This is a genomic window from Sediminibacillus sp. JSM 1682029 (assembly GCF_041366435.1).
Taxonomy (GTDB): domain Bacteria; phylum Bacillota; class Bacilli; order Bacillales; family Amphibacillaceae; genus Sediminibacillus; species Sediminibacillus terrae.
The window spans coordinates 620,529-634,726 of record NZ_JBEWYY010000001.1; the positions used below are offsets into that span (position 1 = coordinate 620,529).

The 14,198-nt window shown below is 44.9% G+C and carries 11 protein-coding genes; 5 read left to right on the forward strand and 6 right to left on the reverse strand.

Annotated elements, in window-relative coordinates; genetic code table 11:
• The first annotated feature begins 731 nt into the window (after window positions 1-731).
• Complete coding sequence (locus ABVF09_RS03140) at window positions 732-1,202, forward strand: DUF2243 domain-containing protein (protein ID WP_026571712.1); 471 nt, start codon at window positions 732-734, stop codon at window positions 1,200-1,202.
• A gap of 4 nt (window positions 1,203-1,206) precedes the next feature.
• Window positions 1,207-2,016: a cytochrome c oxidase assembly protein gene (locus tag ABVF09_RS03145; protein WP_371068595.1), complete on the forward strand. Its 810-nt coding sequence runs from the start codon at window positions 1,207-1,209 to the stop codon at window positions 2,014-2,016.
• Between the two features lie 58 nt (window positions 2,017-2,074).
• Here ABVF09_RS03145 and xylE read toward each other — a convergent pair whose 3' ends face one another.
• The 3 genes from xylE to ABVF09_RS03160 form a co-directional block, all read right to left on the reverse strand.
• Window positions 2,075-3,472, reverse strand: a complete 1,398-nt coding sequence (xylE, locus tag ABVF09_RS03150) for a D-xylose transporter XylE (protein WP_371068596.1) — start codon at window positions 3,470-3,472, stop codon at window positions 2,075-2,077.
• A 128-nt stretch (window positions 3,473-3,600) separates the two neighbouring features.
• Window positions 3,601-4,383, reverse strand: coding sequence for a class I SAM-dependent methyltransferase (locus ABVF09_RS03155; protein ID WP_337189817.1), 783 nt, complete (start codon window positions 4,381-4,383; stop codon window positions 3,601-3,603).
• 87 nt (window positions 4,384-4,470) lie between these two features.
• Window positions 4,471-5,724, reverse strand: coding sequence for an MFS transporter (locus ABVF09_RS03160; RefSeq protein ID WP_371068597.1), 1,254 nt, complete (start codon window positions 5,722-5,724; stop codon window positions 4,471-4,473).
• A gap of 98 nt (window positions 5,725-5,822) precedes the next feature.
• Here ABVF09_RS03160 and ABVF09_RS03165 point away from each other — a divergent pair, with 98 nt between their 5' ends.
• Both ABVF09_RS03165 and ABVF09_RS03170 read left to right on the forward strand, forming a co-directional pair.
• Window positions 5,823-7,610 (forward strand): ABC transporter substrate-binding protein, encoded by a 1,788-nt coding sequence (locus tag ABVF09_RS03165; protein ID WP_371068598.1) that lies wholly within the window; start codon window positions 5,823-5,825, stop codon window positions 7,608-7,610.
• Window positions 7,607-8,521, forward strand: coding sequence for an aminoglycoside phosphotransferase family protein (locus ABVF09_RS03170; RefSeq protein ID WP_371068599.1), 915 nt, complete (start codon window positions 7,607-7,609; stop codon window positions 8,519-8,521). Before ABVF09_RS03165 ends, ABVF09_RS03170 begins: the two co-directional genes overlap by 4 nt.
• Here ABVF09_RS03170 and ABVF09_RS03175 read toward each other — a convergent pair.
• The 3 genes from ABVF09_RS03175 to ABVF09_RS03185 all read right to left on the reverse strand — a co-directional run bounded on the left by ABVF09_RS03175 (window position 8,518) and on the right by ABVF09_RS03185 (window position 12,349).
• Complete coding sequence (locus ABVF09_RS03175; protein ID WP_371068600.1) at window positions 8,518-9,477, reverse strand: aminoglycoside phosphotransferase family protein; 960 nt, start codon at window positions 9,475-9,477, stop codon at window positions 8,518-8,520. The two genes, ABVF09_RS03170 and ABVF09_RS03175, sit on opposite strands and share 4 nt — an antisense overlap.
• Window positions 9,470-10,858 (reverse strand): bifunctional metallophosphatase/5'-nucleotidase, encoded by a 1,389-nt coding sequence (locus ABVF09_RS03180; protein WP_371068601.1) that lies wholly within the window; start codon window positions 10,856-10,858, stop codon window positions 9,470-9,472. Before ABVF09_RS03180 ends, ABVF09_RS03175 begins: the two co-directional genes overlap by 8 nt.
• Before the next feature lie 927 nt (window positions 10,859-11,785).
• Entirely contained in the window at window positions 11,786-12,349 is a 564-nt protein-coding gene (locus tag ABVF09_RS03185) for a beta-class carbonic anhydrase (RefSeq protein ID WP_153462109.1), read from the reverse strand.
• Between the two features lie 258 nt (window positions 12,350-12,607).
• Here ABVF09_RS03185 and ABVF09_RS03190 point away from each other — a divergent pair, with 258 nt between their 5' ends.
• Window positions 12,608-14,098, forward strand: a complete 1,491-nt coding sequence (locus tag ABVF09_RS03190; protein WP_371068602.1) for a peptide MFS transporter — start codon at window positions 12,608-12,610, stop codon at window positions 14,096-14,098.
• The last annotated feature ends 100 nt before the right edge of the window (window positions 14,099-14,198 follow it).

The following is a 14,198-nucleotide window of genomic DNA, read 5'->3' on the forward strand; positions in this document are numbered from 1 at the left end:
ACCGAAAGTTGATCCTCTTTCCTGGGGAGTCGCTCTTCTTTTTCTACTAGTTGATCCTCTTTCCCGGAGAGTCGCTCTTCTTACCGGAAGTTGATCCTCTTTCCTAGAGAGTCGCTCTTCTTTTTCTACTAGTTGATCTTCTTTCCCGGAGAGTCGCTCTTCTTACCGGAAGTTGATCCTCTTTCCCAGATAGTAGATCTTCTTTTTCTACTAGTTGATCTTCTTTCCTGGAGAGCCGCTCTTCTTACCGGAAGTTGATCCTCTTTCCTAGAGAGTCGCTCTTCTTTTTCTACTAGTTGATCTTCTTTCCCAGATAGTAGATCTTCTTTTTCTACTAGTTGATCTTCTTTCCTGGAGAGCCGCTCTTCTTACCGGAAGTTGATCCTCTTTCCTAGAGAGTCGCTCTTCTTTTTCTACTAGTTGATCTTCTTTCCCAGAGAGTCGCTCTTCTTACCGGAAGTTGATCCTCTTTCCTAGAGAGTCGCTCTTCTTTTTCTACTAGTTGATCTTCTTTCCCGGAGAGTCGCTCTTCTTACCGGAAGTTGATCCTCTTTCCTAGAGAGTCGCTCTTCTTTTTCTACTAGTTGATCTTCTTTCCCAGAGAGCCGCTCTTCTTCTCGAGATACGTCTTCTTACAAACGTTCACTTCCGATTCTTAGGTTTTCATCTCTTTAATTTGTGGCAAACTATAGGAAAAGCATGCTATTCATTACGGAAGGAGGAGTAGCTTCATGTATAAAGATTATCCGGTTACTGTTCAATATGCTTCCCGCAACCTTTGGTCCGGTTTTCTATTCGGTTTGGGCCTGATTGCCTTTTTTGATGAAGCCGTTTTTCATCAACTGCTTCACTGGCATCATTTTTATGATAAATCGACAACGAGTATAGGACTTGTTTCAGATGGTTTTTTTCATGCTTTCAGTTGGTTTGCTACCATCGGCGGCTTGTTTCTTGTGGCGGACTTGCGAAGAAGGAATGCCTGGTATATCAAACGTTGGTGGGGCGGCGTTTTGACTGGGGCTGGGCTCTTTCAACTATATGACGGGACAATCCAACATAAATTATGGAGGTTGCATCAGATCCGCTATCATGTCGACATCCTCCCTTATGACTTGGTCTGGAACATTACAGCCTGTTTGATACTGTTGGCTGGTTTGATCATGGTCGTCAGGACCCGGCCAAAAGTAAAGGAGGAAAAATGAACAAATGGATCACCGATTGTACCGGATTCCCCAACTGCTTTTGTTGCTTCCTTTCGCGGTCGCCGGCTTTGCCTATTTATTCGGAATCATACATACAACGAGACGCCAGCGGCCTTGGCCGGTATTTCGGACATGTTTCTGGTTTGCAGGTTCCGTTTTTGCCATAATCTCTGTTGCCGGACCAATAGCAATCCTAGCGCATGATAGCTTTTTCTTTCATATGCTCGGACACTTATTGCTGGGAATGCTCGCTCCATTATTGATGGTACTTGGAGCTCCTGTGACGCTGTTACTCCGCGCCTTGTCTGTAGCCAATGCCAAGAGGGTCTCACGATTTTTAAGAAGCCGCCCATTTTCGTTGCTGAGCGATCCATCATTTGCCGGTATCTTAAACATCGGCGGTTTGTGGGTATTATACACAACAGGATTGTACCAAGCGATGCATCACAGTATCTTTTTACATGTCTTTATTCATTTGCATGTTTTTATTGCGGGATATGTATTCACCGCTGCCATGGTGTACATCGATCCGACTCCACACCGTGCGGGTTACCGTTACCGTGCTAGTATCCTGTTACTGGCGCTGGCAGGGCATGCCATCCTGGCCAAATATCTTTACGCGCACCCTCCTGCACAAGTTCATGTAGCGGATGCAGAAGCCGGGAGCATGCTGATGTATTATGGTGGAGATTTAATTGACGCCTTCCTCATTTTTCTTGTCTGCCTGCAATGGTATAAAGCCGCCCGGCCATCGGTCCTGCATACCAGCCATCATGCATCCCGAGGAGTCAAGAAACAGCCAACCTCCAGTTGATATCCCAGAGGTTGGCTGTTTCAACGAGCACTGCATACTCTATCCGAAACCGGATGGATTATGCTGAATGCTTCCTGCTTCTAACCAATATCGATTCCAGTTCTTCCAAAGAACGCCCTTTGGTTTCGGGGACCATTTTCCAAACAAACAATGCAGAGAGGACACTCATCAGCCCATAGAAAGAATAAGTCAAACCACCGCTGAATTCCATCATCGATGGATAAGTAGAAGATATAAAATAGTTAGCTGCCCACTGTGCTGCCACGGCAATCGCAACTGCCTGGCCGCGGATTTTGTTCGGGAAAATTTCCGCAATCAGCACCCAGACAATCGGACCCCATGACATCATAAAGGAAGCAGTATAAATAATGATGAAAATCAAGGTTCCGATGCCGATCGCATCAGAAAATGCCATGCCAGCTACCCCGAACATTCCCACAGCCATACCGATTGAGCCGATAATCAGCAGTGGTTTACGACCGAATTTATCAACTGTGAAGATGGCAATGAGGGTAAACACGACATTGACCAGTCCCATAATGATTGTCTGGAACATGGATGCATCCCGGGCAGCTCCCATGCTTTCAAATATTCGAGGAGCATAATAAAGCGCCACGTTTATGCCGACAAATTGTTGAAAAACGGATAACAAGATACCGATTACAATTATTCTCTTGCCAAACGCCAACAGTTTTGCCTTTTTTTCATCGAAGGATTTTTCAATTTCAAACATCGTGGCTTTCGCCATCGTTTTGTCGTAGATTTTGTTGAGTATTTCCCTCGCCTTTTCATTTTTCTGTTTGGAGACAAGATATCTCGGTGTTTCCGGCACAAAGAAGAGTAAAAAAAGAAACAACGCTGCCGGTATTGCCTCTGATAAGAACATATAGCGCCAACCGGTTTCATTTACCCATGCGACAGACTGTCCCCTGGCTATACCCCAGTTTACGAAATAGACGACCAGCATGCCGAATATAATAGCGAACTGATTCAGCGAAACCAGACTGCCTCTCGTTTCGGGAGGTGCAATTTCTCCGATATACATCGGTGACACCGCAGAAGCAATGCCCACACCGATTCCCCCTATTATCCGATAGAGATTGAAGGTCACCAACAAAGCAAGCGTAGGTTCACCTTTTGTAAAAAATAGAAACTCGGGAAATGCGGAACCAAGCGCGGAAACAAGGAATAACACGGCAGCCAGCACGAGCGAATACTTCCGGCCAAGCCTGGAAGCCAAATAACCAGACAGAAGACCGCCGATGATACATCCAATCAGGGCACTCGAAACGGTTATACCGTGTACTAGCGCGCTGAGGTCGAGATTATCGGCAAAATAAGCCTGCAATGCTCCCTCTGCACCGGAAATCACGGCAGTATCGTAGCCGAATAACAATCCACCAAGTGTCGCTACCAGGGTTACAAGAATGATATAAAACTGTTTATGATTTTTCATTTACCGCCGGAAAGTATCGAACACTCTCCGTCTACACCCCTTTCAACTGTAATCGCTTTCTCAGGGATATTTTATCAATCACTTCTTAGTTTGTCCAGTAAACAAACTAAGTAAAAAGACTCATTCTTTTATCCTTTCAAAGCTTTTATGAGGCTCGCCTCCGCTTGAAAGCTGGAAACCGCCCCTTTTTCCTCAGTGATGCGGAATTTCTGCCTGATATCCATGGGAGCCTTAAGCATTTCCTTCGATAAGGTGTGTTTTTCTTTATCGGGCAAATCCATTGTTTTACACCACTTTTCAAACTGAAATTGCTTGGGGAATCGATATAGTTCTTCCAAATCAAACCCTTGTTCTTCGATCAACTGCAGCCATTCCGACTTTTTCCAGGCACGTTGGTGACTATAATCTCGGCGTTTTTCTATTTTGTTATAAAAGTGGTCCATTCGTTCGGATTCGGGTGCTGTATTGTCGATGAGGATAAATGCGCCGTTCCTTTTCAGCACCCGGTAGGTTTCATGAATAAACGCCCCTACATTTGAAAAATGGTGGGCTGCAATTCTGCAGACAGCAATGTCAAAGGATTCATTTTTAAATGACAGCTGTTCAGCGTCTGCTTCCATAAATTCTACGTTTCTATGCCCGTTTTTCTCTATAAACATCCTGGAAACAGCCAGGATTTCCGTGGTCAAATCGACGGCGGTCACTTTTTTAACAAGAGGAGCCAGTGCATTTGCCACATGTCCTCCACCTGTTGCAATATCCAATACGTTCTCTTCACCTGTCCAATCGATGATTGCTTTCAATTTTTCCAAGTCTTGGCCATGGGCATGGATTGTGCTTGTTATATAATTGGCTGCATTTTTTCCAAATTGCGCCTGAACATCCGCTTTCGATTGATTCTCTCGGTTCATCGACATGATCCCTTTCTTGATTAGATTTTCCGTCCCATTCCTTCTTTCTAGATTTTCCTCTTGAATCCCTTCTGTGTATCATCTGTATCAGCTGTCAATATCAAAACTACTGCCACCCCTCACATATGCGACCAACCAGCAAAAGCCACCTACGAAAAAAATATAACCAGCCATTGTGTAAACAAGCGCTATACTCGTCAAATCCAGCAATAGGAATGAAATCAGCGGCCCCAAAGCTGCACCTACATCGACAACGATGGTATAAGCCGTCATCATTTTCACCCTATCAGTCTTCGCTGCTGTACTGGCGGCCAATGTGTCGGAAGTCGTGACAAACGCTGTTGAAATCAGCTGGAACACCAATAATGCTGGTAACAGAATGGCCAGCGAAGCAGCGTTTCCGAGCAGGATAAAAATCATCCCGCCGGAAAACAGTACAATCAACAACGACCGAACCATACCCCGGTGAGTCGTTAGCGTTTTCCCGATCAATGGAGCGACAAATGGATCCCATCCCCAGCGTACTGCCTGTACGACACCGGCAATAGTTGCCGCTCCAACAGCAAATCCGCCTGCAGACCAGTTATTCGGTATATTCCCAGCGATTAATTGACTGAGCGTCGATGCGAATAAACCAAATACAAGGATGCCAACAGCCCCTCCAGTACCAAGCACAAACCAAGTGTGGACAGATCTCCATTTCCATGCCGCTGTCTGTGCTCCTGGCTCGGAAGTACTTTCTTGATGATGGACTGGTATGAATCGGTACACTGCCGGAATTGCTAATAGACCGACAAATGCAAACAAGCTGGAAGTAAACAGGAAGGAAGTTTGATCAATCAACATGCCGCCAACAAGCATACCGGTCAATCCTCCAATCCCCCATAATCCATTATACAGGCCGACATACTGACCACGATTCCTGTCATTCGATGCCTCAATCACGGACAGATAACCGCCGAGACGAAGAAGGGACCAGGCAACCCCCCATATGGCACGCATAAGCAGAAGCAACCAAAAATCCTTCAGCCATCCATATGAAGCTGTCGTAAACACGGCCAGGATTACTGCAATCATGATACCGGTACGTCGGTGAAAATGTTTATAAAACAAACCTATTAGAGGATTGACCGGCAGTCGGATAAAACGATTCACCGACAAAAGCATCCCTACTTGCCAGAGGGAATCAATTCCGGCTTCCTTCCAATAGATCGGCAGTGCGATCAACAGCATGGAATCCCCCAGAACTGCTGCTGCTGTGATTAAAGCTATTCCAATAATACGTTTCTTTCCAAAATCGATCGTCCCACCAGTTTCTTTCTTCTTGCATTCATTTTTCATAAAATCTCCCCCTCCTTAAAGTCTACCTGCTGAAAAGAGGAAAAAAAGTGTATAATCAAACCATATAAATTTCCCCTTTTTCCATGAGAGGTGACAAAGTGAGATTATTGGAACACTATCAACGTTTATCCGGGATATTATCCGAACATGAAAAGGCTCATTCCATAACCATCAGCGAGCTCGCCAAAAACTTATCCTGCACGGAACGGAATGCAAAATTGATCGTCCACCGCTTGCAGCAGGCTGGCTGGATCATATGGAAGCCGGGCAGAGGGAGAGGGAACACTTCCTCTATTCAGCTAATAGCCGATCCTGAAGACTTGATACTAGCAGAAGCAAAAGCTCGCAGTTCGGTTTCGGCGGAAGAAGGAATCCGCTATTTACAAGCGTTATCAGTAAGCAGGTATACGCAACAACGATTTATCGACTGGCTGTTTTTCACCTCTGATAGAGGGAAGGCCCGACAAAGCGAAACAATCGACCGGATTCAATTCCCGTCTTACCGGCCATTGCCAAAGTTGGACCCTTTACTTGTCCATCGCCGCTCGGAAAACCATATCATGCGGCATATATACAGCCGACTGGTCCGTCATGACAAAAAAACTGAAAAGCATGTACCAGAGCTGGCTCATTCCTGGTCCCATCATGCCAACTATACCGTGTGGATTTTTCAATTAAGAAAAGGGGTTCTTTTTCACGATGAAAATGAAATGACCGCAGAGGATGTATGTTACAGCTTCCTTCGCCATAAGGCGGCATACTCAGCCTATCACTGGATGGTCGATAATCTGGAAGAAACGGTGGCACTTCACCTTTACACCGTACAGTTTACCTTTCAAAAACCGATGCCACATTTTTTACATCTTGCTGCAAGCATGGGCGGCAGCATAGTACCTGCTCCCGGCCCCCATCCTGGTCCGCCAATCGGGACAGGGCCGTTTCAGGTAATGGAAAATACAGAAACACAACTGCACCTCCGTGCCTTTGAATGTTACTTCGGGACACGGCCCTTCCTGGATGAAATCATCATGTATTTTTTCCCTGATCTGTATGACAACCAAGCCGGTGATGTTATAGAAAGTGAACGAATCAATTTTTATCAATATCCATACTCGTCTAGTTCAACGGCGAACTTCCGGCAAACAACATCGGTCGATCAAGGCAGCAAACTGTTGTCCTTGAATGGCAGACAAGGGAAGCTGGCCGTTGACTCATTATTGCGTAAAGCTATTTTCCATTTGTTACAACCAGAAAAGTTAATCAAACAGCTGCAGGGAAATCGGCATTTGCCAGCCTACAGGCTATCACGCGATACAGAGAACGCCACCGAATCACCCAAGCGGAATTTCTCTTTGGGAAAAGCACTGCTCGATGCTAGTACCTATCAAGGGGAAAAACTTCATTTGTATAGTTATACGGGGGCCGGGAACGAATTGGATGGCAGATGGATACAGCAACAATTGACAAAAGCAGGTGTGGAAGTGGCCTTGCATTTTCTTCCCTACGAGAAACTTATAGGGCAGAACCTAGATGAAGCGGACCTGTTGCTGGGAGAACAGCTTGCCGACGAGAGCCGACTTCTGGCTTATTTGACTTGTTTTATTGGAACACACAGTTTACCAGCCCGTCACCTCCCTGAATATAGTCGAAGAAGAATACGACAGATTATGGCTGAAAGTCTTTCTGAAAGGGAATATGTTCACCGATTACAACAAGAAGAAGCTGCATTATGCAAGCACCACCATTTCCTTTTTTTATACCGGTTGAAGCAGTTTGCCATCTATCCGGAAAACATAGAAAACATTCACCTAAATGCACTCGGATGGGTTGATTACACACAACTCTGGTTTAATCCCTTGATTGGAACGAAAGGAGCTCAAGAATGAATGAACAGACAATACTCTCAATCATTAGTCACCATTTCCCTGCTTTGACTATTGAAACAACCAACTTCAATCATACAGGCTGGGATCATGACATCCTCATTCTTAATAATGAACTTGTCTTCCGGTTTCCCAAGAATCACGACGTTCACCGCCATACGGAACGAGAAATCGCCCTATTGCAAGCAATCAAGCAAGCGAGACCGCCATTACAGATTCCCAACTGTCAGACGCTTCAGGATATCCATGGCAGAACTATTGCTATATATTACCCACTTATCGAGGGAGAGGCTCTGACATGTCATCAACATGCTGCACTACTTTCTCATCAACACAACGCAAAGCTGCTTGGCGAATTTCTGAGTAAGCTGCACCAGCTTCCAGTCAAGCAGGTTGACAGTCCCCTTTTTACTATTCATACACCGGATTATTGGGAGGAGTTGTTTGTTTCGGTCGAAAAGTATATCCTTCCTAATTTGACTGAAGAAGAGGCCGATATGGTGTCTAGATTTTTTCGTTCCTTTTTTCCAGGAATAGAACAACAACCAATCCAAAAGACTTGGATTCACGGCGATTTATCTGCCAATAACATTATTTTCGACAGGGAATCAAAATTGGTAAACGGTATCATCGATTTCACTGATTCCCAATACGGGGATCCAGCCTTTGATTTTGCCGGATTTTATTGGGATTTCGGACCGGACTTCACCCGCCAAATCCTGCAGCATTATCAAGGGAAAGAACCTGTGGCAAAGCTTTTTGAGCGTGTCCGGAATTTTTATGGGCTTCAGCCCGTCTTCCATGAATTGCTATATCAATTAAAACGAGGACAGCCGGTGAATTGGACGACTGCCCTGGAAAAATTCAAACGGTTAAAAGAAACACAAGATATTGCAGATCAGTCGATTGATTAGCTTATCTCTGTTTCATGGATTTCATGATTGTAGTAGTTTTGATGAAGCTGTCGGAAAGCAGCAATCGCCCGGTAAAAAGGACGGTGATAATTGCCATTTGCCTCCACCGTCCAGCAAGTGGCCAACACGCTGTGGCAAAATCCCCATAATACAAAACGATGCTTATCGAGGTGCAGGATTTCCGAGAAAATTTGTATCCTTTTGTCGATGACAGAAAAAGGATCATCGTCCGGCAGCTTGTTTAATAAATATTGTATTAAGTCGTACTCCCTTTCTCCGATTAAACCTTTTGGATCGATCACTTTCCATTTCTTTTCTTCGTGCAGAAGGACATTGTAATGATGGAAATCACCGTGCAAAAGCCATTGTTTTTTTCCTGTACTGTGTAAGCGGTGAAAAACCTGCTGTGCCTCCAGCAATGTCGATCGGCTAACCGGTCCGCATCCAGATGGATGAATGGCAACAACCTTTGTCAAAGATGCCTCCCGGTCTTCCGTGGTAGGGAACACCGTTCCTTTCGAAAATTCTCTTGTCATCTGTCCGAAAACCTTTGCGGCAATTCGGCAAGCTTTATCCTCTTCTACTATCTCGGCGAGCATTTCCCCTGGCTCTATTCGCTCTAAAAGAAGAGCACCCAACTCCACGTCGAGGTCGAGCAAACTCACCATCGACGAGGAGGCCAACTGCTGAAGAGCTTCCAATTCGCTAGCAAATTCTTTACCGGGTAAGGATATTTTCACCACCATTTTCTCGCCATCCCTTCCAACTGCCGGAGCCACATAGTTGAACGAGAGCTGGAATGGTTCTTCCATTGTCACTTGCCAATTCTGCTCACATTGTTTGATGACCTCCGGCAGTCTTTCCAGCCACGCTTCGCCTTCCTGTTTAAAGTGATGCTTGACATTTTTGACGAATTCCTCTTGCATGGGCGCCCTTTCTGATTTATTTTCAAACATGGATGCCGGCACCTTTTATCCATCTTCCGGTTGTCGCTTTTTTCAGGAAGGCTGGTTGTGCTGCATACTCTTTGATGACGTCTCGAATATATCCCGGTTGGAATACGGGGTTACGATTCTCCGCCAAAGCCGGAAAGCCTGAACCCCGCTGCAAATAATCCGAACTGGCCACGGTGTACCATGTATCATCCTCGATTTCCCGGTCTTTAATGGTCACCTTTGTAAGATGATTGCCGTCATGCACGGCAGTCATTCCGGAAATATGCAGTCTGCCTGCGTATTTCCCTCTGAATCCAGGGCCTCTGCCATCGGCCAAGCACACCTGAGCATCAAGTGACTGCTCCAATGCTGCTTTTAAAGCTTTCCCTTTCACCTCGAACGTGGTGGGATTTAAGGGAGAAGGACAGATTTCGATCAATTTTTTCTCTGACACTTGCTCAAATAAACCTGCATGGGCAATACCGCTGTTGATCAAGCCGATATCGGCCTGCAATAAATCTTTCAGCCCGTCGGCGATTAAATTCGACAGCGGGTTTTCCTCTATCACATCATGCCATAACGGCTGTTTCAATAAATATAACGGCTGACTTAAATTTTCCACCGCTTTTGCTTTATTGTTTGCCAACACCTCCGTAATTCTACTGGATGCTTCTGCCTTCTCTGTGGAGAGCATCCCGGAGTCCATCAAGGAAACTTTGCCGTCTTCTACCATCAACTCCAGGATGCCGATATATTCGCCGAACGATCCCGCACTATTACAAATCGTACCATTTATCAGCTTGGGTTCGGTATATAGCTGGTGGTCATGAGCGGAAATCAGCACATCGATACCCTCGATTTCTTCAGCAAGTTTTTGATCTACGGCTGTTCCAATATGGCTTAATACCACACAAAGGTCGAACAACCCATGGTGCCTATCCAGTTCTGTTTGCAGTGCGTTTTTGTAATCGGAGACATGTATACCGAGCCCATCATTGAATTCCTCTAAATCTGGAGACGAACCGGTTATTAATATGCGCAGCCCATCTTTTTTGATGATCGTACTGCTAACCACTCCATCAACCGTTGTCAAATCCTTTTTCAATAGATTGTTGCTGATAAATGGAATCGGACTGTTTCCTGCCATATGTTCCAGTGTTCCCATCCCGTTGAACATTTCGTTATTTCCAATAGTCAATGCATCATACCCTGCTTCAGTCAGCAGTTCAATTGCCGCCATTCCTTTTGTTCCCTGTAATTCAATGCTTTTAAAATCGGCAAAGTCTCCGCCATCCAATACTAAAGTATGATCATCCTTGTGCTGATGGATCAACGACACTGCTCTGGAAAAGTTGTCAAAATGACTGTGCAGGTCATTGGTATGTATGATTTTAAGCCTCACATGTATCCCCCTCTTATTTCTGGTATTCGTACTAATCTTTTACTTACGGTTTCTATTCCGCAAAAAATATAAACCGGGACATAACCTTTCTGTTACTTCCTCCTAATCTTAAAAGAATAAGTGATCCAACGTCTCGAAAAAACACTCGCTTTCCGTGGGGAACGCTTCAGCCAGGGTGCTACATGAAACAGCTTCTTCGCACCTTGTGGGGAGGAAGCCCGCTGCAAAGCGTAACGGGAACACGGAAACAGTGCCTATCTCTGATAGATTGCCGACTAACCCAATCAATGTTTAGTGGATGAAAGAAACACTTTCAGAAGCTGGTCCCAGCGAAGGAAATACCCGGAGACTCATCGAAAATACAAAACAATTTTCTTCGTGCGATGCATTGCTGCCGCAGCCTTCCTTGGGACTGCGATTACTCGTCCCACCGAAAACACCTGTCCTGCGGGAGGATAGGCCCCGGTGAGATCCCGCAAAGCGTCAGCTCGAGGAAGCTCACCAGCCGCCCGCGGAAAGCGCAGGGTATTTCCGCAGCGCTGAACTACAATTCAATACATCTAGGAAGTTAGAAAGACGCAATCAAACTATGTCGCAGTTTATACCCACTTATACGAAAGAGAACAAAGCAAATGAAAATGGCCTGTCCATTTTATAATTCGGATAAACCTGCCGAACTCCTGCAAAAAAATGGTCCTTTCTTGTACTTCACCATGAACGGTCAAAGCATCGCTAGCCTATGAATATTTTTATGACTGGGTTCCTTAACCAAATGATTTACATGATAAATAGTTGAGCATATGCGTGTTATCAATAGATTCCCTTATTTTTCCACACTGTTACCCCTCCCCTATTAATGCTTGCTGGTTCTAAAATTAAAAAGCCATCCCGCTGAAAATACGTTCAGCAGAATGGCTCGATTTCCTGTTATTTCTGATATCCGTCTACCACGACATCCAGTTTACCTGTATCGGGAGCAATGACCAACCCATGCACCGGCACATCGGAAGGCAGCATTGGATGATGCTTGATGGTATCGACACTGTGCTCGACACTGTCCTCCACTCGATCAAACCCTTGTAAAAATTTATCAAGATCCACACCGGAATTCTCTAATGTCGCCAATGTTTCCTCGCTTACACCGCGCTCTTTCACTTTGCCCAGCATCGCTTCAGCGTTCAAACTGGACATGCCGCAGTCATGATGGCCGACCACAAATACCTCATCTGCTTTCAGTTCATAAACGGCAACAAGGATGCTCTGCATGACACTGCCAAACGGATCAGCGACGATTGCTCCGGCAGTTTTAATGACTTTTGCGTCCCCATTTCCGACATTCATTGATTGAGGAAGAAGTTCGACAAGGCGGGTGTCCATGCAGGAGATGATGACCGCCCGCTTATTCGGAAACTTGTCCGTTTGATATTTTTCATAATCCTTATTTTTGACAAACTGTTCATTGTGCGCCAAAATTCCTTCCAATAATTTCATATTAGTCCCTCTCTTCTATTTTATGTACTAGATAAATTATAAAAGGTATTACGGAAAAAATAAAATGAATAGGTAGTTCAAAAATAGATCAATTAACCATCAATAGACCATTCAACCGTAAAACTCCTCTATTTCTATCTTCTTCCTATGAAAAATAATCCCTGCCATATCAACGTTTATAAGGCATTGCCTGATTTTTACTTTGACATTTTAACTAGATAGAAATAATATGGTAAAGGTAATAAAAGGAGGTTGCTTATGACTGGCGAGAAAAAACAGAAAATTGTGGACAGCGTACCTCAGAAAGGCTTTTTTGGTCATCCGAAAGGTTTATTTACGCTATTTTTTACTGAATTTTGGGAACGTTTTTCCTATTATGGAATGCGAGCGATTCTCGTATTTTATATGTATTACGAAGTATCCAACGGCGGATTAGGACTGCCGGAAAGCACTGCGCTTGCTATCATGTCTATTTACGGATCTCTCGTATATATGTCGGGTATAATTGGAGGCTGGCTTGCCGATAGAATTCTCGGTACTTCCCGGGCACTTTTATATGGTGGGATATTGATCATGTTCGGACATATTGCCCTGGCAATTCCAGGAAGCATCACATTGTTCTTTGTATCAATGGTACTGATCGTCCTGGGAACAGGTTTATTGAAACCGAATGTTTCTACCATGGTCGGCGAGATTTATAGTGAGCAAGATCAGCGCCGCGATGCCGGTTTCAGCATTTTTTACATGGGCATTAATCTAGGTGGTTTTCTTGCTCCGTTAATTGTCGGAACACTCGGAACAGAATATAACTTCCATCTAGGTTTCGGTGTAGCCGCAGTAGGAATGTTTTGCGGATTGATGGTTTATATCTTTACGAGAAAGAAAAACCTCGGTCTTGCTGGCAACTATGTGGGTAATCCACTGTCACCGGAAGAAAAGAAAAAATTCACTAAATGGATGGTGCTGGCAGCTATCGTTGTCATTGTGCTTATCGCCTTCACTATTCCAATGGGACTGCTTACCTTCGATACGTTTATCGGATTAATAGGAGTACTTGGTATCTTGATTCCTACCGCTTATTTTGTCGTCATGTATCGTAGTCCGAAAACCACAGCTGTTGAACAGTCAAGGATTATTGCTTATATTCCCCTTTTCATCGCTTCGGTGATGTTCTGGGCAATTCAAGAACAAGGCTCGACGATCTTGGCTAACTATGCCGATCAGCGAACTCAATTACAATTCGCAGGTATTGATATTTCTCCGGCTTGGTTCCAGTCACTGAACCCGTTATTCATCATTTTCCTGGCACCTTTATTTGCCTGGTTATGGGTCAAGCTTGGTGACCGCCAGCCATCCGTACCGAAGAAATTCTCTTTAGGCCTGTTGTTTGCCGGTTTGTCGTTCATCGTCATCCTCGTACCTGGCGCATTGAGCGGAGACGCATTAGTTAATCCTTTATGGCTGGTACTGAGCTACTTTATCGTAGTTCTTGGCGAATTGTGCTTGTCACCTGTCGGTTTGTCGGCTACTACGAAACTCGCACCTGCAGCCTTCTCGGCTCAAACGATGAGTCTATGGTTCCTGTCCAACGCGGCAGCCCAGGCTATCAATGCACAAATCGTTAAATTCTACACAGACGAAACCGAAACACTTTACTTCGGTATTATCGGTGGATCTGCATTGGTACTAAGCTTGTTGCTGTTCCTGCTTTCCCCTGTCATTCAAAAGAAAATGCAGGGTATAAAGTAACAGCAGCGCTAATTGTTTAACTGTCCACACAATAATTTTTTTGATAATTAACAACAAAGCGGCTAGGCGCACTCAGCGTCGAGCCGCTTTTTCACTCCAG